The sequence below is a fragment of the Streptomyces amritsarensis genome (assembly GCF_001953875.1).
GTDB lineage: Bacteria > Actinomycetota > Actinomycetes > Streptomycetales > Streptomycetaceae > Streptomyces > Streptomyces amritsarensis.
The window spans coordinates 1-21,242 of sequence record NZ_MQUR01000046.1; the positions used below are offsets into that span (position 1 = coordinate 1).

Below are 21,242 nucleotides of genomic sequence, written 5' to 3' on the forward strand. Positions count from 1 at the left end.
GGCGCGGACATAGTCGTGCGTGACCCTTTGCGGGACACCGGGCATCATCGGCAGGACGGGCTGCGAGCGGTCCAGGGCCTGGATCTGCGACTTCTCGTCCACGCAGAAGACCAGTGCCCGCTCGGGCGGGTCCAGGTAGAGCCCGACGACGTCGTGGACCTTGTCGATGAAGTACGGGTCGGTGGACAGCTTGAAAGTCTCCGAGCGGTGAGGCTGCAGGCCGAAGGCCCGCCAGATCCGCGAGACCGTCGACTGCGACAGGCCTGTCTCCTTCGCCATCGACCGTGTCGACCAGTGCGGCCACCTGCTCGTCCGTGACCGACCGGGGGCCACCCGAACGTGGCATGTCGCCCAGGCCGGCGATCCGATGCTCGACAAACCTTGCCCGCCAGCGGCCCACCACATGGGGAGTCGAACCCAGCTGAGCCGCGACGTCCTTGTTGAAAGCGCCTTCGGCGCAGGCAAGGATGATCCGGCACCGAAGAGCCCACGCCTGCGGCGTGGAACGACGCCGCACCCACCCCTCGAGCGCATGGCGGCATGTCGCTGAGCCACATAGCCCTCCCGTCCGGAAGTTCGATCGAGCTCACCGAGCTGCGAATGTCTTCGACCTACGGAGGGCACGCCGGGGGCGGGTGGGGGCGTGATGGTCCTACAGGGGCCCGGGGCCGAAGCCGTCGGCCGCTGGCCTCGCCCCCGGACCTGCCCGTACTACCTGTCGACGGCTTCGGTCGCGTGCTGCCAGCTGTCCAGCTCTGCGATCCGTGCCTCCAGGGCGGGGCGCATGGCCGTCGCGCTGGAGGCACCGAGAGCCAGGCGCAGCGGCGGGTTGGGGCTGTCCACCGCGTTCCGGATGCCTTCGGCGATCCGTGCGGCGGCGGAGAACGCGGACGGCGGCAGCTCGCCGATGCCCTTCTGGACCTCGCGGACGGTCTGGTCGTAGTCGGCCAGACCGTCCGCGACATCGAGGTTGGCGAGGAAGGGGGTCGCGGTCATCCCGGGCTGGATGATCGTGACCTTGATGCCGAGTGGTGCGACCTCGGCCGCGAGCGCGTCGGACAGCCCTTCAACCGCGTACTTGGTGGCGGCCAGCAGGCCCACGCCGGGATGGGCGGACTGTCCGTAGACCGACGAGCCCTGGAGTACGTGCCCGGACCGCTGGGCGCGGAGCACCGGCAGCGTCGCGCGGAGCACGTTGAGCACCCCGAAGACATTGGTGTCGAACACGGCACGGGCCTGCGCGTCGGAGGCCTCCTCGACGGATCCGAACAGTCCGTATCCCGCGTTGTTGGCCACGACGTCGATACGACGGAACCGCGCGACCGTGGCGTCCACCGCGTCCCGGACGGCTCGCTCGTCACGTACGTCCGCCTGGATGAGGAGCAGGCGCTCACCGTGCGCCTGCGCCAGTTCGTCCAGAGGGGAGGTGTCGCGGGCGAGGGCCGCGACGGTGTCGCCGTTCTCCAGCGCCTGGAGCGTCAGTTCGCGGCCGATGCCGGACGTCGAGCCGGTGATCAGCCATGTGCGGAGGTGGACCTGATGGTTTGATGTCGTGTTCATGTTGCGACCGTAAGGCGTTAGCTCGCAACAGGTCAAGGGAGATCGACTAGATGGTTGCCTACTAGTCGGGTTAGAGCGCCTGCTGCTGATGTACTGTTGGGGAATGATCGCTACGCCCGCCGGATCCCCCGAAGCCGACCCCCGCACCGTCGCGCCCACGGTGGAGACCGTTCTCGCGTTCGTGAACACGCGCGCGGACGGGTCGGGTCGCCGAGAGCTGTTCGGGGATGGGGGCTCGTTCGCGGCGTGGCTGGCGGAGCACGGGGAGTTCGGTGGCGAATCCGTGGTGAGCGACGCCGACGCCGCGGTCGCGCGCGAACTGCGTGACGCCCTGGTGACCCTGCTGCTCGCGCACGCGGGCGACGAGGAGAGCCTGGGTGAGCCGCTGCTGCGGGCCGAGCGACACTTGCGACGTGTGGGCTCGCTCTACCCGCTGGCGACGGTGGTCACGGCCGGCGGCGTAGAGCTGACGTCGCCGCAGACGGGGGTGCCGCGCGTCTTCGGAACCGTACTGGCCGCAGTGACGACGTTCGCGCAGAGCAGCGACTGGGGGCGCATCAAGGCGTGCCGGAACCCCCCTTGCCATTTCGGCTTCTTCGACCGCACCCGCAATGGCGGAGGGCTGTACTGCAGCACCGGCTGCGGCTCCCAGGTGTCCATGCGCAAACACCGCCGGCGGCAGCGCGACAGCGGTGGTACGCCGTCGGCCGAGGCGTGAGACCGCACATCGGCAAGTCGTTGCCGAACCGGAGGAGGCCGGCCGGACCGCGATCGCGGTCCGGCGCGACGGCGCCCCCGTGGGCGCGCTCGGCATCGCCTACTGGCTGCGGCCGGACGCGAAGGTCACCGTCGCACCGCCGTGGACCGGCTTGCCAAAGCTCATCAGCCATCGACCACGGCCCCGGCAGCGACGAGGTCGCCGCTCAGGTCGCTGAGACGATCCGCATCTGGGACCACCCATACCTCAGCCGCGAGGCCGGCCACGACGCTCCAGGCGCCGGCCGGAGGAGCGTCCCGGCCAGTTCACCGTCGACACGCCCCTGAACCGGATCATCTCCGGCAGCGGGCACCACACGTCGGGCCCGCCCCTCGGAAGACTTCATGGACCCGCACGGCCAGGGCTCGCCTCAGCCGTGTAGAACCAGGCCGCCCTGGTCGCCAGCGACACCGGACTGCCCGACCTCTCCCGCCAGTTGTCCCACCAGCACGCCGACGCCTACCGGCTCGCCGCCCGCCTCCCCGCCGAGCTGTCGGCCCCCTGAGTCGCCACGGGCCGAAAGGTCGGCGTCCGCATTTGGTCGGGCAATCCCCCGCCCGGGTGACACGCCCTGTTCGAGCGAGTTTCAACGCCACGAACGCAGGCGCACCAAGCCCACCCAGTCGGACAGGAACATCCGTTCCCCTTTTGCTTCCGATTCGGCCGTGACGCACCCGCATCGGAGCCGTTCTTAGAGCACCAGTACCAGTCGTGCGCCCATCCGGAGGATCCCGTGAATCTCCTGCCGAAGCATCTCGACACCCTCCCCTTAATCGAACATGACGGGTCCGCCCCCGGCCTGCGCCCTGCGGGTGGGAGTCGTGTTGACGCCTCATCTGCCTGCTGCCACGGGTCACGACCGCCGGTTTCCGGGAGGGCGGCGTGAGCAAGGACTCGGCAAGCGGATCCGGAGCCGCGGGGGTGTCGGACTCCGAGCGGCTCCTGTTCGGCGGCGAGCTGGCCTACGACATCGGCTGGGACCAGCATGAGGGCGCCTGGCTGGGGCTCGGGCTCTGGACGATGGCCCGCCGGCTCCCCCGGCTGGCGGGGACCGGCCTGCGGCTCGCCCACCTCGCCGACGCACGGGCCCTGCGCGTCGTCCTGGCCTCCGAGGCCGGGCGGGGCGTCGCGCAGGCGGTCGGCCTGGTCGCGGTCAACAGCGTGCTCGGCCACGTCCTCGCGGCCGGCAGCACCAACGAGCGCCTGACTCAGGCCCTGCCCGCGCTGGCGGTCGTGGCGGTGACGGCGTTCCTCGGGTCGCTCCTGCGCTCGGCCTCGACGGCGGCCACCGGGGCCTTGGAGCCCAAGGTCCAGCGAGTCGCCACCGAGCAGTACCTCGGGTTGGTGCACCGTACGGAGCTGTCGGCGATCGAGGACGACGAGTTCCATCGACTGCTTGACGCGGCCCGGTACGGCGCCGACTCGGCCCGGCGCATGATCCGCTACTGCACCAACACCCTGAACTCCGCAGTGTCGCTGATCGCAGCGGCCGGCGTGCTCACCGTCCTGCACCCGGTGCTGCTGCCGCTCCTGGTCCTGATGACGCTGCCGAGCGCGTGGAGTTCGCTGATGATCTCCCGCCAGCGGTACATCTCCTTCCACGCCTTCGTCCAGCACGCCCGCGCCGGGCACCTGCTCGGCCAGTTGCTGACCCAGAAGGAAGCGGCCGCCGAGGTCCGCGTCCACGGCGTCGGACCGTTCCTGCTCGGGCACTTCCGGACCATGGCCGAGACCAGCGAACGCGAACAGACCCGGCTGGCCCACCGCGCCGCCCGGATCGGGCTCGCAGCCGACGGCGCCGGCGGTCTCGCCACCCTCCTCACCTACGGCGCCCTGGGCGCCCTGCTGTGGGGCGGAGCGATGGAACTCGCCGTCGCCGGCACAGCGGTACTGGCCATCCGCACCGGCGCCGCCAGCCTCGACAGCCTGGTGCTCCAGGTCACCGAGCTCCACCAGGAGTCCCTGTTCGTCGCCGACTTCGAGCGGCTGTGCCGGGAGGCGAAGACCCGGGCCATCCCGGTGGGTGGGGACCCGCTGCCCGAGCGGCTGCGGGAAGTCCGGTTCGAGAAGGTCACCTTCACGTACCCCGGCAGCGGCCAGACCCCGCCCGAGCCCACGCTGCACGAGGTGTCCCTGGCGTTCCCGACGGGGAAGATCATCGCGCTGGTGGGCGAGAACGGCTCCGGCAAATCCACCCTGGTCAGGCTCCTCGCCGGCCTCTACCTTCCGGACGAGGGCAGCGGCACGATCTGGTGGGACGACGTCGATGCCCGTACCGCCGACCGCGACCAGATCTTCGGCCGGGTCGCGCTGATGTCGCAGGACTTCTACCACTGGCCTTTCACGTTCCGGGTGAACGTCGGCATCGGACAGCCCGGTCAGGCCATCGACGACCGGGCGGTCGAGGAGGCCTCAGGCTTCTCCGGTGCCGACGAGGTCCTGGGCGGCCTGCCTCGCGGGCTCAGCACGCTGCTGGCTCGCGGCTACCGCGGCGGGCACCAGATCTCCGGCGGGCAGTGGCAACGCATCGGCATCGCACGGGCCAAGTACCGGCAGGCCGAGATCCTGATCGTGGACGAGCCCACCAGCGCCCTGGACGCGGTCGCGGAGCAGAGGGTCTTCGACCAGATCAGGGCCCTGGCCGCGACCACCGGGCAGACGATCGTGCTCATCACACACCGCCTGCATTCCGTGCGCCATGCGGATCTGATCCACGTCCTGAAGGACGGCCGGGTCGCCGAGTCGGGCACCTTCGAGGAACTGATGGACCCGGCTACGGGCACAGGGGACTTCCGCGACGCCTACCTCGTCCAGGCCTCAGCCTTCGATGCCGCGATCCCCACCCCGTCGGCCGGCGACCACGACACTCTGCGCACCCAGGACCACGCATGACCGGCGCCGCGACCCGGGAACAGGACATCGGGGTGAACGTCCGCCCGGCGGGACGCGACGAGGCCCGACCGCACACCAACCCTCAGACCGAGCCCCGTCCGGCTGTGCCCGGAGCCGGACTTGCGCTGATGCTCGTCGACGGCCATCACCTTTTCCGCCGGGCCCAGACCGCGACCGGACGTGCCGGGACGGGGCCGGCCCCCGCCCGCGCGCGGTGGCCGGAGGTTGCGGTCTGGGGGGAGGCACTCCGGCTCATTGCCCGCACCTCCCTTCCTGATGACCTGCTCACCGGCCCGGCCGCCCCCGAGCTGCTGCCTGCGGGCCGGCTGCCGACGGAGGCCGGCCGGTGGTGACGCTGCCGCGACCGCGGCCTTCCGCCGGCGAGAAGGCTCCGGACCTTGGGGCGGGGTTCCGGTTGTACCTCGGCGGGGAGTCCGCCGGACTGGTCGGGACGTCGGTGCACCTGGTGGCCCTGCCCGCCCTGTCCGTCCTCGAACTGGACGCGACGGCCGGGCAGACCGCTCTGCTCGCCTCCCTGGCCCACCTGCCCACCTTCCTCCTGGCCCTCCCGGCCGGCGGCATCGTCGACCGGTACGCCAAGCGGGCCCTGCTGGTGGGAACGGACCTTGCGGGCGCTGTCGTCGTCGCGGTGGTGCCCGTGGCGGCGCTGACCGGGGTGCTGTCGATGCCCGTGCTGTACGCGGTCGCGCTGATCCTGGGCGCGGTCACCGTGCTGCACCAGGCGGCGGCCATCGCGATCGTCCCGGAGCTGGTCCAGCCCGCCCTGCTGCACCGGGCCAACGCCCGGGTGGGTGCCGCGTTCGGGGCAGCGGACACGGCCGGAACCTACCTCGGCACCGCGGTCGTCGCTGCCGTGGGCGCGGCGAAGGCCTTCTGGCTGGACGCCCTAAAGTATCTGGTGTCCGCATGGTGTGCGGCCCGGATTCCGGAGCCTGGTCGGCCGGCAGCGGCAGCGGGCGAGGGGCGGCCCCGGCGGCGGTTGGCCGGTGAGATCGGGGAGGGTGTGGCCTACACGGCGCGGACTCCGCTGGTCAGGGACCTCGTCCTTGCGCTGACCCTCACCGGTGTGGGTGTCGGAGTGTCCGGTGCGCTGTTCGCGTACTACCTGCTGACCGCGCTGGAGGCGGGTCCGACCGGGCTGGGGATCGTGATGGGTGTCTCCGGCGCGGGCGCGCTCGTCGGCGCCCTGGCTGCTCCGCGGATCGTGGCCCGCTTCGGCCCCGGCCCCACCCTGCTCGCCGGATTCGCGACCTGCCCAGTGGCGGGCGTGCCTCTGCTGTTCGCCCGGCCCGGGCCCGGCTGGCTGGCCGTCCTCGCCGCGGCGGGCGGACTCCAGCTCGCTGCCGCAGCGGTGGCGGGCACAACCCAGAGGTCGGTCCGGCAGCAGATCTGCCCGCCCCCTCTGCAGGCGCGGGCGCAGCAGACGTCGACCTGGCTGGTCTCCGGGAGCAAGCCCTTCGCCGCCATGGCCGGCGGCGCCGTAGCCACTGCTTACGGGGCACGTACCGCTCTGGCCGTCGGGACGCTGGTGCTGGTTCTGCCGGTGGTCGTGCTCTGGCGCTCCCCGGTCAGCCGCCTGACCGCGATGCCCGTCCCCGCGCCTTCCCCCGGCGACTGCGCCCTCGCCCGAGGTGACCGTCCGCCCGCCGCGGCCACCGAAGCGGACCCGCGCACGTGAGCGCCACCGCCCCCTTCCCTCCGCCCTCTCCCCTCCTGTGTGGTTCTCTTGCCACCCGCCCGCTCGCACATCCACGCCCTCGTCACCGCCTACCTGGAGCGGTATCCAGCTGAAGCGCCCCTGCTGGCACCCTTGTTGAAGCTGCTGGACGAAGCCGCCGAGCCCACGAGCCGCTCGACCATGCCGGGGCACATCACGTGCAGCGCGGTCGTCGTCGACCACGACCGCCGTGTCCTGCTCGTCCACCACAACGCCTTCGGGCTGATGCTGGCACCCGGCGGGCACGTCGAGGCAGGGGATCGCTCGCTGCTGGAGACGGCGCTGCGTGAGGTCCACGAGGAGGTCGGCATCCCGCCCGGCGCCCTGTGCGCCACCGCCGCCTACGGGAGCCTGCCCATCGACATCGACGTCTTCGACATCGACGCCAACCCGGTCAAGGGCGAAGGCGCGCACCAGCACTGGGACTTCCGCTTCGTCTTCCAGCTGGTGGACCGGGATGTCGAGGTCATGGTGCAGCAGGAGGAGGTCTCGGCCCCGGAGTGGGTCGCCTTCGACCAGGTCACGGCCCCGCGGCTGCGGGCGAAGCTCTGTGCCTCCGGGCTCGACGGCCGTATCGAGCCGGTCAACGCCTCGGCGCTGATCCACGACGGGCACGGCCGCTACCTGCTGCACCTGCGCGATGACCTGCCCGGCATCTGGGAGCCCGGGGCCTGGGCGCTGCTCGGCGGAGGCCGCGAGCCGGGCGACACCTCCCTCGAAGACACCGTCCGCCGTGAACTGCGGGAGGAGACCGGGCTCGAGCCGGGCGTCGTGGAGCCGTTCGCCGTCGGGCTCGCCACCGGCACCGACGGCCTGACCGTACCGGTGCAGGTGTTCACCGCCCGGTGGAACGGCGACCCGGCCGGCCTGCCGCTCACCGAGGGCGTGATGCTGGCCTGGTTCCGCCCCGACGTCATGGAGCGCCTGCGGCTGAGCCCCTCCACCTTGGACCTCGTACGCCGGCACGCGGAGCACTCCGGCCGCACCAAGGCGGCACCCCAGCGCGAGGCCCTCGGGCCAGACCGGCCCATGGCGGGCAGCGCCGGCGTCCCGCACATCGTGGGCGTCCACCTCTACCTGGAGCGCGACGGCCAGGTGCTGCTCGGCCTGCGGCACCCCGACTCGGCGTACGCCGGCGGCAGCCATCACTTCCTGGCGGGGCACTGTGAGCAGGAGTCGGCGCTGGCGTGCCTGGTGCGGGAGGCGCAGGAGGAGGCGGGCCTGCTCATCGACCCGCGGGATGTCGAGCTGGTGCACGTGGTGCACATGGTGGATGCGCCCGGCGCGCAGCCGCGGATCGGCTTCGTCTTCCGCGCCCTGAGGTGGGCAGGCGCGCCGGCGGTGAGGGAGCCGGACCGGTGCGTCTCCTGGGACTGGTGGCCCGCCGACGCCCTGCCCGAGCCGATCGTCCCCTACACCCGCGCGGCGATCGAAGGCATCCGAGCCGGCCGCCCCTACACCGAGCTCGGATGGACCTGACCGCCCCGTACCCCGCCCGTAATCCCTCCCCGCCTTCAAGGAGTAGCAGGTGCTCGATCCCCTCGTACCGCCCGCCCATGCCGCAGTCGCCTTTGAGGAGAGGGCGGAGCTCGCGCAGGCGGAGATGGTCGCCGGGCTGGAAGCCGCCGGGCATCTCCAGGCGGGCCCGGTCCGTGACGCCTTCCTCGCGGTGCGGCGGGAGGTGCTGATGCCGCAGGCCTACGTGCGGCGCAGCGGGCCGGACGAGACCCCGCCGCGCTGGGACCTGCTCGACTGGGCCGTGCCCCCGGACCGGGAGGAGCTGCTCGGGCTGCTGTACGGAGGGGAGAGCGTGCTGGTCCAGCACGACGGCGAGCCGGTCCTGGGCCGGGTGCCGGGCACCCGGTCGGGCGGGACGATGACGGCCATGTCCAGCACGGTCGGCATGACCGTCGCGCTCTTGCAGCGCCTCGGCCTGAGGCCGGGCCAGCGGGTCCTGGACGTCAGGACCGGTGCCGGGGTGACTGCGGCCGTCGCGTGCCGGATCGCGGGGGATACGGGGGTGGTGACCGTGGACCGGGACGAGCACGTCACCGCCGCCGCTCGCGAACGGCTGGCCCTGCTCGGTCACCGGCCCACGGTCGTGACGGGGGACGGAGCGCACGGCTGGTCCGCCGGCGCCGACTACGACCGGATCTTCGTTTCGTACGCGCACCATGCCGAGTGGACCGTCGTGCTCAGGGGCCTGATCCAGTCCCACCTCGGTGAAGACCGCCGTGCCGGCGCCACCGGCACCTCTCGCGAGCCTGGCCGCCGCTACGAAGACGACCTGGCCGACTCCGCGTTCAGCGACATCGTCGAGCACCGCATCTCCTTCAGCCGCGCCTGGACTCCCCTCAGCGTCCTGGGCTGTCTGCGGTCCACCAGCTTTGCCAGGCCTGACCTCTTCGCCGACCATGCCGGATTCGAGGAGCAAGCCGAGGACCTCCTCCATCAGCACGCGCAGGACGCAGTCCTGCACGAGGACGGCGTGTTCACCGTGCTGCTCGCCCGCCGCCCCGGGACGACGCGGTGAGCGGCGGGGCCCGGCACACCGTGCCGGTCGACGTCCACCTCATCCTGCGCCGCGACGGCGAGAGCGGACCGGATGTGCTGCTGTCCCGCCGGGCAGGGCCGGTGTACGCGTCGGGCCTGTGGCATCTCCCGTCCGGGCACCTCGACCCGGACGAGGACATGGTCGAGGCCGTGATCCGGGAGGCCCGCGAGGAAACGGGCGTTCTGATCGCGGCGGAAGACGTGACCGCGGCCGTCACCGTCCACCACCGCCCACCGGCAGGCTCCCGTTCCCGCGTCGGTGTCTTCTTCGAAGTGCGCCGGTGGGCTGGTCGGCCTCGGATCATGGAGCCGGACCGGTGCGACGGCATGGACTGGTATCCACTGGACGCCCTGCCCTGCCCGATGGTGGCGTACTGCCGGGCCGGACTGGACGCCTACCTCGCAGGCCTGCCCGCCGCCGTGCACTTCCAGCGGCCCGGCGACGCCGTCGAACACGACCAGGGCGGCCGCGACCGCACCCGCCTCCTGGCCGGGCCGCCCGTCGGTGGGGTGGAGCTGCCATACCGGCTGCGGGTGTTCGCGGAGCAGGCCATCGGCAGGATCACGGAGGCGACAGAGGTGTCCTGGGTGCGCACCGGCAGCCGGGTGTGGCGGCTGGCCGGGCCCGGTGGCGGGACCTGGTACCTGAAACGGCATCGCGGGGCGAAGTTCCACGGCCGGGAAGTGTCGGCATACCGGTCGTGGGTGCCGGCGCTCGGGCCGCGGGCTCCCCGCCTCGTCGCGGCCGACACCGACGCGGAGGCCGTCGTCATCACCGCGCTGCCCGGGCGCCCGCTGCGCGGGATGGTCCTCGACGCGGCCGCCGAGGTGCGCGTCCAACACGCACTGGGCCGCCTCGTTCGTGCCCTCCACGGCAGCGCACCCGAGCGGCTCGCCGAAGCCGCGACGGCCGCCGACAAGATCAAGCGCCATCTGGAGGTAGCTCGGCCGTACCTGGCGGACGGGGACGAGGACCTGGTGCTCGCCTTCGCCCGCGCTTACGCCGACCTGCCGCTGCCTTCGCTCGTGCCCACGCACGGGGACCTGCAGTACCGCAACGTCCTGATCGGCGACGACGGCGAACCGCTGGTGTTCGACTTCGAGCGCTCCGAGTACAACACCGCGACCCGGGACATGGTGCGGCTGAGCGACACCTGGACCGGCCGCCCGGACCTGCGCAACGCGTTCCTCGACGGCTACGGCAGAGCGCTCACCCCCGCCGAGGAGCTGCGCCTGGACTGCGAGGCCGCCTTCGACGCCGTCTCCGGCATCGCCTACGGCACCGGCCACGGCGACCCCGAGGTCACAGAGCGCGGGCACCGCACCCTGCGCCGGCTCCGCCCCTTCCACCGCCCGTAGATGCGCGGGCCCACCGCAGTGGTCAGTCACGGTCCGGGGGCGTGGTGGTCTGTTCGTCGGTGAGGCGGGCCCTCCAGTCACTGACGTATGCGTCGGGTAGGGAGGCCAGGCGGGCGATCTCCGCGTCCCCGCGTCCGTCGGACCAGGCCAGGATCCGCGTCACGGTGCGGTTACGTGCGGCGCGGAAGTCCTTGAGCATGGTTTCGAGGCGTTCGACTTCCTCGCCCTCGTGGACGAGTTGCCGGTCGACGGCGGAGCGTTCCGCCCCGCGCAGCCGCCGGAGATGAGCGGTCAGGCCCGTCAGGGCCACTCCGTGTTCGTGCGCGGCGTTCTGGAACGTGTCGGCCAGGGACACCAGCACGCAGTCGGGGACGTCGGCGAGGGTGGCTCCGAGGGGCTTGGCCGCCTTCCAGGTGTCCCGCCCGGCCTCCGTCGTCTCCAGCCAGAGGCGGGCGTCTGTCGGGGTACGGTCGCCGCAGGCCCGTGCCCGGTAGGCGTACAGGGCGGCGCGGTGGCCGTAGAAGGTGAAGCCGTCCTCTATCTGCTGGTCGGCGTCGCGGCAGATCCGGCCCGGTACGCCGCCATAGCCGTTCGGGGGGCTGTAGTCGGCGTAGGTGTCGAGTTCCGCGTCCGTGGCCAGGTCCCAGGAGGGGTCGCACAGGCCGGGGTTGGCGGCCAGGAAGGCGCCGACCTCGACGCGCCAGGCCGGGACCGGTGTGGTACGCGGTCTGGGCCAGCGGAGTTCCCCGGAGGGGTCGAAGGCGGGGGTCGCGGCCTGTTCGATGTCGTCCCATGCGGTGGCTGCCTCGGCCGACCACTCGAGCTCGCCTTCGGGTCCGATCCGGTGGATCGTGTCCACGAGCCGCTGCACGGCGGGCAGGACGCGCACCGCGAGCGCGTGCAGTTCCTCGGCGTCGAAGAAGCGCCATGTACAGCCGCGTTGTTCATCGTGGCTCAGGTGGCCGAGTAGTTGCACCATGATGCCGGGGTGGGGGATGGTCCCGTCGCCGAGTGCTCTGCGGGGGATGCCGGGGAGCCGGCTGCCCGGGGACTCCTGCGGGGCCCGCCAGTCGGTGTCGCCGAACCAGACGGCGCCGTCGCGGGCGTCCACCGCCAGCCACTGCTGGTAGCCGACTCCCGGGCCGTAACGCTGGTCCTGCTGCTCGGCGTTCTCGTCGTGCCATACGTACTCGGCCGGGGGCGGGTCCAGCTCTGCGGCCATGAAGCCGTCCTCGGGGCGGTAGCCGGTGAGGACGCGTGCCGTCCCCGGCGCGCTGTCGGCTGCGGTCATGAGGGGTTTCCTCTCGGTGGAACGTCAACCGCGGCAAACCTAATGTGCCCGTCACACAATAGTTTAAGTTTCAGCCACCGTGTCCGGTAGTCGGACACGGTGGGAAGTACGGCGTGCCGGTGAGGTCTACGCGCGTGCGACGGCGGTCAAGTTGGCCGCTTTTGACGTTCCCCCACGAGCCGCTCCTCCACCAGCCGCTCCCCCGCGATCCGTTCACCACCCGACCCCGGGACGCCGTGTGCCTTACGAGAGGGCGGCCAGCGCCTGGGCGGCGAGCATCTCCTCCAGGTCCAGGACCGCGCGCGGGGCGTGCCGGGTGTCGATGCGGACGGCGTAGATGAAGCGCGTCAGCTGCGGCTCGGCCAAGGGGCGGGCCACCACCTGGGTGTGGGTGCGGGGCAGGGCGAGTCGCGGCATGACGGCCACGCACAGGCCTGCGGCCACGAACCCCAGCACGGTGTTGAAGTCGTCACCCTCGTATTGCAGGCGGGCCTGGAAGCCGGGCGTGTCGGCGATCTGCGAGAGCAGTTCCAGGCGCAGCGCGGCCTCCGGAGCGGCGATCCACGTCTCGGAGGCGAGGCTGGCCAGGTCGATGACCTCCCGGTCGGCCAGGTGGTGGCGCGCCGGGACGACGGCCACCACCGGGTCCCGTGCGACCAGCGTCCGGCGCAGCATCCGCGGCGGCGGGACGGGGATGAAGTCGTAGTCGTAGCTGAGCGCCAGGTCCATGTCCCCCCGCTTGAGCCGGTTGTAGCCGGCTTCGGGCTCCAACTGGCTGAGGCTGACCTGCACATGCGGGTAGGCCGCGTGGAGGCGGGCCAGCGCCTGCGGGACGATGCCGGTGGCGGCCGAGGCGAAGGCGCCGAGCCGGATCCGGCCGGCCGTCCCGGCGCGCATGGCGCCGAGTTCGACCGACGCCGCCGCCAGCGCGCTGCGGACGCCCTGCTCCGCGCCGAGGAGGACTTCGCCGGCCGGTGTGACGCGAACGGGTCTCCGCTCCAGCACCCTGAGGCCGGCGCGGCGTTCGAGTTCGGCGATCTGCTGGGAGACGGCGGGCGCGCTGTAGCCGAGTTCGCGTGCGGCGGCGCTGAAGGAGCTGTGCCGTACGACGGCTTCGAGGGTGGCGAGCAGGCGGGGGTCGAGTGCGTGCACGGAGTTAAGGCTCACTTATCTGTCGCGAAGATGTGTTTTCTTGTGATTGGAGATGAACGCCAGCAGGATTCTTGCTCGCGGCAAGAAAAACGCAAGCCTGCGCTCCTGGACCGCGAACACCCCTCCCCCGCCGTCACGGTGGCCTCCGCCCGTACCGCCTTGCCACCCGCCGCCGCCTGCCGCGGCGGTGGCGGCCGGCTGCGGCCGCAGCCGTCGACGGTCACCCCTCATGCCCCGAAAGGAAGTGGTATGCCCCAGCCACCGCTCATCGGACTCACCACCTATCTCGCCCACGCACAGTGGGGTGAGTGGGACCTGCCCGCCGCGGTGCTGCCCGCGGCCTACGCGGACTGCGTCCGGGCGTCCGGCGGCCGCGCCGTACTGCTGCCGCCGGACGCACCGGAGGCCGCTGCCGACGTGGTCGAGCGTCTGGACGCGATCCTCCTGGCGGGAGGCGAGGACCTGGATCCCGCCCTGTACGGAGCCGTGCCCCATCCGCGTACCGGGCCGCCGGTGCGCGAGCGCGACGCGTGGGAGCGGGCCGTACTGGCCGCCGGCCTCGCCCGTGACATACCCGTGCTCGGGGTGTGCCGGGGGATGCAGCTGATGAACGTACACGAGGGCGGCACCCTGATCCAGCACCTGCCCGACCGGGTGGGCCACGACGGCCACAACCCCTACCGGGGCCACTTCTGCTCCCACGCCGTGACCACCGTACCCGGGACCCGGGTCGGCGCCCTGCTGCCGGGGACGCACCACGTCGCCACGCACCACCATCAGGCGGTGGACCGCCTCGGCGCGGGACTGGCCGTCGCCGCCCGTGCGGCGGACGGCACCGTCGAGGCCATCGAGAGCACCCGGCACCGCTTCGCCGTGGGTGTCCAGTGGCACCCGGAGATGGGCGCCGACGCCCCGGTCGTGCGGGCCCTGGTGGCTGCGGCGGGTTCCGCCGGAGGTACCGCTGCCGCCCGGACTGCCGCCCGGACTGCCGGACGGAACACCCGCACGGTGCGAAGCGTGCCGAGCCGGATTTTCCCGGCACAGGTGCCTTGACACCCAGGGGCGAACCCCCCAAGATCACAGCGTGAACCTGTCAGACAGCCAGACAGGTGGCCCCCTTCCGCGGCGCGTCAGTGCCATGGAAGCGGTCTTCGGCCACCTGCGCAGCGCCATCGAGCGCGGTGAGTACGCCGTGGGAGACAAGCTCCCCTCCGAAGCCGAGTTGTGCCGCACCCTGGAGGTCAGCCGCCCCGTACTGCGGGAGGCGCTCCGGGCCCTGCAAGCCATGGGGTTGACCGTGTCCAAGAGCGGCAAGGGCACGTTCGTCCTGGCGAACACGGTCGAGGAGCCCACCTTCGGCGACTACGCCGCCAGCGACCTCCTGGAAGTGCGCCGCCACGTCGAGATCCCGGTCGCCGGGTACGCCGCGCTGCGCCGCACCCCCGAGGACCTGGACCACCTGCGCCATCTGCTGGACCGGATGGAACAGGAGACCGACACCACCGCGTGGGTGGCGATGGACACCGTGTTCCACCTGGCCGTGGCCGAGGCCTCCCGCAACCCCGTCTTCCGCCGCGTCATCGAGGAGATCCGCGACGCACTGGCGCGTCAGTCGACCTTCCTCAACGAACTGGGCGGCCGGCGCGAGCAGTCCAACTGCGAGCACCGGGCCATCCTGGAGGCGCTGGTCGACGGCAGCGAGCACGACGCGGTGGAGGCCATGTCCCACCACCTGCGACGGGTCGAGACGACCCTCACCGACATCGTGCGCCCCCAGCGCACCACCGCCCCTACGGAAGGCAGACCCGAGGCGTGAGCGAGCAGTTCCTCAAAGACGAGAAGCGCCCCACGACCCGTCACGTCGACGCCGGCGACACCGGCTACAGCAAGACCTTGAAACCCCGCCACGTCAACATGATCGCCATCGGCGGCGCGATCGGTACCGGGCTCTTCCTCGGCGCGGGCGGACGCCTCGCCGAAGCCGGGCCCTCCCTGTTCATCGCCTACGCCGTCTGCGGGATCTTCGCCTTCCTCGTGGTGCGCGCGCTCGGCGAGCTGGTCCTGTACCGGCCGTCCTCCGGCGCCTTCGTCTCCTACGCCCGGGAGTTCCTCGGGGAGAAGGGCGCGTACACCGCGGGCTGGATGTACTTCCTCAACTGGGCGACCACCGGCATCGCCGACATCACCGCCGTCGCCACGTACGCCCACTACTGGCAGCTGTTCTCCGATGTGCCCCAGTGGGTGATCGCCCTCATAGCCCTGGCCGTGGTCCTCACCGTGAACCTCATCTCGGTGCGGATCTTCGGCGAACTGGAGTTCTGGTTCGCCCTCGTCAAGGTGGGCGCCCTGGTCGTCTTCATGGGGATCGCGATCTTCCTCCTGGTGACCCGGCACCCCGTCGACGGAGCCGTCCCCGGCCCTGGCCTGATCACCGGTAACGGCGGGATCTTCCCCCACGGCCTGCTCCCCATGCTGCTGATCATCCAGGGCGTCGTCTTCGCCTACGCCTCCGTCGAGCTGGTCGGCGTCACGGCCGGCGAGACCGAGAAGCCCGAGGAGATCGTGCCGAAGGCGATCAACTCGATCATGTGGCGCGTGGGCCTCTTCTACGTCGGCTCGGTCGTCCTGCTGTCGATGCTGATGCCCTGGAGCAGCTACAGCGGGGCCCAGAGCCCGTTCGTGACCGTGCTCTCCCACATCGGCGTCCCGGCGGCCGCCGACGTGATGAATCTGGTCGTGCTCACCGCGGCCATGTCCTCACTCAACTCCGGCCTCTACTCCACCGGCCGCATCCTGCGCTCGATGGCCGTCAACGGCTCCGCCCCGCAGTTCACCGCACGGCTCAGCCGGACCCAGGTCCCCTACGGCGGCATCCTCCTCACCAGCGGCATGTGCGTCCTGGGCGTCGGCCTCAACTTCGTGGTCCCCGCGGACGCGTTCGAGATCGTCCTCAACCTCGCGGCGCTCGGCATCCTCGCCACCTGGGGCATGATCATGGTCTGCCACCTCCTCTTCTGGCGGAAGACCCGCAGCGGCGAACTCACGCGCCCCTCCTACCGCCTGCCCGGCTCCCCCTGGACCGAACTCGTGACGCTGGCCTTCCTCGCCTCCGTCCTGGTCCTCATGTACGCCGACGGAGGCGCGGGGCGCACCACCGTGCTGTGCGTACCGCTGATCGCCGCGGCGCTGGTCGCCGGCTGGTACGCGGTCCGCGGCCGCGTGGCGCGCACCGCCGCCCGAAGCGACGGCTGAGCCGGACGCCCGCCCGTCCGCCCAGGCCCGGGGGTGGCGGTCGCCACCCCCGGTCAGCAGCGACCCACCACAGAACGAGGCAGTGATGCGCAGCAGTTTCCCCGCGGACGCGCCCGCGATCCGCGAGCCCCGGCACGCCCCCGTCGCCCACGTCGTACGGGGCGGCATGATCGAGGGGGTCCACTACGGTTCCGTCGCCGTCCTCGACGGCGAGGGCGAAGTCCGGACGAGCATCGGGGACATCGAGGCCGCCTGCTATCCGCGCTCGGCGCTCAAGCCGGTCCAGGCCGTCGCCATGGTGCGGGCCGGCCTGCCGCTCGACGGAGCCCTGCTCGCCCTCGCGATGGGCAGTCACTCCGGGGAGGAGCACCACCTCGCGGGTGTCCGGCGGGTCCTGGAGCTGGCCGGTCTCACCGAGGCCGACCTGCGCAACGTCCCCGACCTGCCCTACGGCCCGGCCGTCCGGGACGCCTGGCTGCGCGAGGGCCGCGGGCCGTCCCGACTCGCCCAGAACTGTTCCGGCAAGCACGCGGCGATGCTGTATCTGTGCAAGCTGTCCGGGTGGCCCCTGGAAAGCTACCTCGACGCGGACCATCCGCTCCAGAGGGCGATCGCCGAGGTCGTCGAGGAGCTCACCGGCCGGCACATCGCGCACGTCACCGTCGACGGCTGCGGATCCCCGCTGTTCGCGGTGTCCCTGCACGGCCTGGCCCGTGCCGCCGCCCGCATCGCCACGGCGGCCCCGGACACCGCCGAGCACCGCGTGGCGAACGCCCTGCGCCTCCACCCGGAGATGGCCTCCGGTACCGGGCGGGACACCGCCGCACTGATGCGCGCGGTGCCCGGGCTGCTGGCCAAGGACGGCTTCGAGGGCGTCCAGCTGGCCGCGCTGCCCGACGGGCGGGCCGTCGCCGTGAAGGTCGCCGACGGGGCCGACCGCGCGCGTACGGTCGTGACGGCCGCCGCTCTGGCACGTGCGGGAGTCGAGCCCCGGCTGCTCGCCGGGTTCACGGGCGAGCCCGTGACCGGTGGCGGCCGGACCGTCGGCGGCATCCGGCCGGTAGCGGCCCTGAACCCGCCCGGCGCCCCCGTCACCGCAAACGCCACCGCCACCGCCACCGCCTGACCCCCGCCTGCCCCCGCACCACCCTTTGATCCGCCCACCTCAGGAAGAGGATCCGCACACCGTGACCGCCGTGACCGCCGTGACCGCCGCCTCCAGCCGCCGTGAACACGACCTGATCGGGGACCGCGACGTCCCCGCCGACGCCTACTGGGGCGTCCACACCCTGCGCGCCACCGAGAACTTCCCCATCACCGGCACGCCCATCTCCACCTACCCGCACCTGGTCGACGCCCTCGCCGCCGTCAAGGAGGCCGCGGCCCTCGCCAACGCGGAACTCGGCCTGCTGGAACCCGCGAAGGCGGCCGTCATCGTCGCCGCCTGCCAGGAGATCCGCGGCGGCGAGCTCCACGACCAGTTCGTCGTCGACGTGATCCAGGGCGGCGCCGGCACCTCGACCAACATGAACGCCAACGAGGTCATCGCCAACCGCGCGCTGGAGCTGCTGGGCCACCGGAAGGGCGAGTACGGGCACCTGCACCCCAACGAGGACGTCAACCTCGGCCAGTCCACCAACGACGTCTACCCGACGGCCGTGCGGATCGCGACCGTCTTCGCGGTGCACGGTCTCCTCGACGCCATGGCCGTCCTGCAGAACGCCTTCGCCCGCAAGGCCGCCGAGTTCCACGATGTCCTGAAGATGGGCCGCACCCAGCTCCAGGACGCCGTGCCGATGACGCTCGGACAGGAGTTCTCCGCCTTCGCCGTCATGCTGGACGAGGACCGCAGCCGGCTCGCGGAGGCCCTCGGACTCGTCCACGAGATCAACCTCGGCGCCACCGCCATCGGCACCGGTCTCAACGCCCCCGCCGGCTACGCCGAGGCCGCCCGCCGCCATCTCGCCGACATCACCGGCCTGCCCCTGGTCACCGCACCCAACCTGGTCGAAGCCACCCAGGACTGCGGCGCCTTCGTCCAGATGTCCGGCGTCCTCAAGCGCATCGCCGTCAAGCTGTCCAAGACCTGCAACGACCTGCGCCTGCTGTCCTCGGGGCCCCGCGCCGGATTCGGCGAGATCAACCTGCCCCCGGTCCAGGCCGGTTCCAGCATCATGCCCGGCAAGGTCAACCCCGTGATCCCCGAGGTCGTCAACCAGGTCGCCTTCGAGGTCATCGGCAACGACATCACGATCACCATGGCCGCCGAAGGCGGACAGCTCCAGCTCAACGCCTTCGAGCCGGTCATCCTGCATTCGCTGTCCAAGTCCGTCACTCACCTGCGCGCGGCCTGCCTGACCCTCGCAGAACGCTGCGTGAGCGGCATCACCGCCAACACCGAGATGCTGCGAGCCACCGTCGAGAACTCCATCGGCCTGGTGACCGCCCTGAACCCGCACATCGGATACACCGCCGCCACCGACATCGCCACGGAGGCCCTCGCCACCGGGCGGGGTGTGGCCGAGCTGGTTCTGGAACGGGGGCTGCTGCCGGCCGAGCGACTCGCCTCCCTGCTGCGCCCCGAGGTGCTCGCGGGAACCGGCCCGACCCGTCCCTGACCGGTCCGGCACCGGCACCGGCACCGGCACCGGGTCTGGGTCCCGGTCAGGGTCCGGGTCCGGGGTCGGCTCCCGGTCAGAGTCCGCCCGGTCGGAGCGCGGGGTGCAGCGGGTGGCCTGGTCGTGCGGGGCGGCTACGGCCCGAGGCGGCGACGCCCACGATAGCCGCCGAGCACCTCCCGGTCGCCGCGCCGACGTCGGCCAGCGCCTGAGGCCGCGACGGCGTCTCGGGTGCCGGCCGCCGACGATGGGTGGCTGCCTCTGGGTGAGGGGGCCCGGGGTTGCGGTGTCGTCGCGGGAGGACTGCGCGGCAACCGGCGCCCCGCGCGGTGCGTACCGCGAGGCCCCCGCTGGTGGTCAGGCGTGCTTGTCCGCGGGGTGGTGGGTGGGCTGGACCGACCAGGTCGGGGGTTCGTCGTTGCCCGACTCCTCGTCGCTTTCCGCGTCGGCGGAGGTTGCGTGGATCTTGCCCGGGGCGTGGTGGACCGGGGCGTAGACGGCGTAGAGCTGCATGGGCTCGTCCCCGGTGTTGGTGATGTTGTGCCACGTGCCGGCGGGTACGAAGACCGCCCAGCCGTCCTCGACCTCCTGATCGAAGTCGAGGCGGTCCTTCGCGCTGCCCATCTGGACGCGGCCGCGGCCCGCGTCGAGCCGGAGGAACTGGTCGGTCTCCGGGTGCGCCTCCAGGCCGATGTCCTCGCCCACCGGAATCGACATGAGGGTCAGCTGGAGGTACTTCCCGGACCAGGCGACCGAGCGGTAGTTGGTGTTCGCCAGCGTCGCCTGCTCGAGGTCGAAACTCTGAGGTTCGGGCCCGATGTCCTTGATGGTCATGCTTCTCTCCCGGTCGACGGAGGTGGTACGCCTTCAGGCACAGGTCTTGTGCCGGGCCAACCCTTCCAGACCGACCGGGCTGTTCCGGCCCGACGCCAGTGGCACTGTGAGCCTTTGGTGGTTCTGCGATGTCAGCGGGTGAGCCTGAGCGCCCGGCATGCCGGATGGGTGCGTCGGGCCTGGCCAGGGACGTCACGCCCCGGGGGGGCTGCGCCATTGCGTTCCACAGGGGGCGGATGCGGGTGACCGCCCTGTACGACAAGCTTATGAACGTCTGACGCAATGATCTCCAAGGCGGTTGGATCACTCAGGGACTGATGATCCGGGGTGCGCGCAGGCGGTTCGGTCGAAGCCTGGGCAAGGCGACGGCGAGTGGTGGGCGGTGCACGCTGAACCGCGGAGAACGTAAATGCGTCGACAGGGCCCCTCGGCACCCGGCACAGTGCCCACCCATGACGAGTAGTGAACTGTGGACCCGCGCGACCGCTGACCGCTACGACGCCGAGGAAGCCGAGGCGTCGTCGGCTGCCGTTCTCGGACCGACCCTCGCCTTCCTCGCCGAGCTCGCCGGAGACGGCCGGGCTCTGGAGTTCGCTATCGGCACCGGGCGGGTGGGAGTCCCGCTCCGGGAACGCGGCGTGCCGGTGGTGGGCATCGAACTGTCCGAGCACATGGCAGCGGTACTGCGGCGCAAGGTCGACGAGGGCACCCTCCCGGTAGTCATCGGGGACATGGCCACCACCGTCGTCGCCGGCGGGTTCACCCTGGTCTACCTCGTCTACAACACCATCACGAACCTGCTCACACAGGACGAGCAGGTCGAGTGCTTCCGCAACGCCGCACGCCATCTGGAGCCCGGCGGCCGGTTCGTCATCGAGCTGGGTGTGCCGCCGCTGCGGTTCCTGCCGCCCGGCCAGGTCGCGGTGCCGTTCGACGTCTCCGATCAGCATCTCGGCTTCGACACCTTCGACCTGGTCGAGCAGACTCTCGTCTCGCACCACTTCACCCGCGACGGCGACGACGGCCGCTACCGCCGCGAAAACTCCCGGCACCGGTACGCCTGGCCGGCGGAGCTCGACCCGATGGCGCGGATCGCTGGGCTCGAGCTGGAGCGTCGCGTTGCGGACTGGGACGGGTCTTCGTTCACCCAGGACTCCGCGAAGCACGTCTCCGTGTGGCGCAAGCCGGCCTGAGGTCGGCCACGGGCCATCAACGTTGGCCGTCCCTGTCTCGGGC

Annotated in this window: 16 protein-coding genes and 1 pseudogene; 12 read left to right on the forward strand and 5 right to left on the reverse strand. The window is 71.8% G+C overall.

Translation table 11 applies throughout. The features are described 5' to 3' along the window. Both AVW11_RS19685 and AVW11_RS19690 read right to left on the reverse strand, forming a co-directional pair. Window positions 1-538, reverse strand: a pseudogene (locus AVW11_RS19685) (helix-turn-helix domain-containing protein); the annotation flags it as partial. Between the two features lie 173 nt (window positions 539-711). Further along, window positions 712-1,560, reverse strand: a complete 849-nt coding sequence (locus tag AVW11_RS19690; RefSeq protein WP_076044998.1) for an SDR family NAD(P)-dependent oxidoreductase — start codon at window positions 1,558-1,560, stop codon at window positions 712-714. A 103-nt stretch (window positions 1,561-1,663) separates the two neighbouring features. On the opposite strand from AVW11_RS19690, the gene AVW11_RS19695 reads away from it, so the two are divergent. The 6 genes from AVW11_RS19695 (at window position 1,664) to AVW11_RS19730 (ending at window position 10,859) form a co-directional block, all read left to right on the forward strand. Beyond that, window positions 1,664-2,278 (forward strand): CGNR zinc finger domain-containing protein, encoded by a 615-nt coding sequence (locus AVW11_RS19695; RefSeq protein ID WP_079250690.1) that lies wholly within the window; start codon window positions 1,664-1,666, stop codon window positions 2,276-2,278. A 1,059-nt stretch (window positions 2,279-3,337) separates the two neighbouring features. Continuing rightward, a complete protein-coding gene (locus AVW11_RS19705) occupies window positions 3,338-5,209 on the forward strand; it encodes an ABC transporter ATP-binding protein (protein WP_076045057.1) in 1,872 nt (623 codons plus the stop codon). A gap of 349 nt (window positions 5,210-5,558) precedes the next feature. Next, on the forward strand, window positions 5,559-6,908 hold the full coding sequence (locus tag AVW11_RS19715) for an MFS transporter (protein WP_240528215.1): 1,350 nt from the start codon (window positions 5,559-5,561) through the stop codon (window positions 6,906-6,908). 39 nt (window positions 6,909-6,947) lie between these two features. Further along, window positions 6,948-8,426 carry an NUDIX domain-containing protein gene (locus AVW11_RS19720; RefSeq protein ID WP_338058867.1) on the forward strand — a complete coding sequence of 493 codons (1,479 nt, stop codon included), beginning with the start codon at window positions 6,948-6,950 and terminating at the stop codon, window positions 8,424-8,426. Window positions 8,427-8,475: 49 nt separating this feature from the next. Beyond that, window positions 8,476-9,480, forward strand: coding sequence for a protein-L-isoaspartate O-methyltransferase family protein (locus AVW11_RS19725; RefSeq protein WP_076045010.1), 1,005 nt, complete (start codon window positions 8,476-8,478; stop codon window positions 9,478-9,480). Next, window positions 9,477-10,859 carry a phosphotransferase gene (locus tag AVW11_RS19730; RefSeq protein ID WP_076045012.1) on the forward strand — a complete coding sequence of 461 codons (1,383 nt, stop codon included), beginning with the start codon at window positions 9,477-9,479 and terminating at the stop codon, window positions 10,857-10,859. Before AVW11_RS19725 ends, AVW11_RS19730 begins: the two co-directional genes overlap by 4 nt. Window positions 10,860-10,881: 22 nt before the next feature. Here the strand turns inward: AVW11_RS19730 and AVW11_RS19735 are convergent, their stop codons facing one another. Further along, window positions 10,882-12,150 carry a hypothetical protein gene (locus AVW11_RS19735; RefSeq protein WP_060180673.1) on the reverse strand — a complete coding sequence of 423 codons (1,269 nt, stop codon included), beginning with the start codon at window positions 12,148-12,150 and terminating at the stop codon, window positions 10,882-10,884. Between the two features lie 243 nt (window positions 12,151-12,393). Beyond that, window positions 12,394-13,302, reverse strand: coding sequence for a LysR family transcriptional regulator (locus AVW11_RS19740; RefSeq protein ID WP_051700578.1), 909 nt, complete (start codon window positions 13,300-13,302; stop codon window positions 12,394-12,396). Window positions 13,303-13,551: 249 nt separating this feature from the next. On the opposite strand from AVW11_RS19740, the gene AVW11_RS19745 reads away from it, so the two are divergent. The 5 genes from AVW11_RS19745 (at window position 13,552) to aspA (ending at window position 19,172) form a co-directional block, all read left to right on the forward strand. Continuing rightward, entirely contained in the window at window positions 13,552-14,355 is an 804-nt protein-coding gene (locus AVW11_RS19745) for a gamma-glutamyl-gamma-aminobutyrate hydrolase family protein (protein ID WP_076045014.1), read from the forward strand. An 85-nt stretch (window positions 14,356-14,440) separates the two neighbouring features. Next, window positions 14,441-15,118, forward strand: coding sequence for a FadR/GntR family transcriptional regulator (locus AVW11_RS19750; protein WP_030851695.1), 678 nt, complete (start codon window positions 14,441-14,443; stop codon window positions 15,116-15,118). Further along, entirely contained in the window at window positions 15,115-16,554 is a 1,440-nt protein-coding gene (locus AVW11_RS19755) for an amino acid permease (RefSeq protein WP_030851692.1), read from the forward strand. Before AVW11_RS19750 ends, AVW11_RS19755 begins: the two co-directional genes overlap by 4 nt. 85 nt (window positions 16,555-16,639) lie before the next feature. Then, entirely contained in the window at window positions 16,640-17,680 is a 1,041-nt protein-coding gene (locus AVW11_RS19760) for an asparaginase (protein ID WP_076045016.1), read from the forward strand. A 79-nt stretch (window positions 17,681-17,759) separates the two neighbouring features. After that, the gene (aspA, locus tag AVW11_RS19765) at window positions 17,760-19,172 is read left to right on the forward strand and encodes an aspartate ammonia-lyase (protein ID WP_076045059.1); all 1,413 of its coding nucleotides are present in this window, start codon (window positions 17,760-17,762) and stop codon (window positions 19,170-19,172) included. A 357-nt stretch (window positions 19,173-19,529) separates the two neighbouring features. Here the strand turns inward: aspA and AVW11_RS19770 are convergent, their stop codons facing one another. Continuing rightward, window positions 19,530-20,006: a cupin domain-containing protein gene (locus AVW11_RS19770; RefSeq protein ID WP_076045018.1), complete on the reverse strand. Its 477-nt coding sequence runs from the start codon at window positions 20,004-20,006 to the stop codon at window positions 19,530-19,532. Window positions 20,007-20,458: 452 nt separating this feature from the next. Here AVW11_RS19770 and AVW11_RS19775 point away from each other — a divergent pair, with 452 nt between their 5' ends. Continuing rightward, on the forward strand, window positions 20,459-21,199 hold the full coding sequence (locus AVW11_RS19775; RefSeq protein WP_076045020.1) for a class I SAM-dependent DNA methyltransferase: 741 nt from the start codon (window positions 20,459-20,461) through the stop codon (window positions 21,197-21,199). Window positions 21,200-21,242 lie beyond the last annotated feature (43 nt).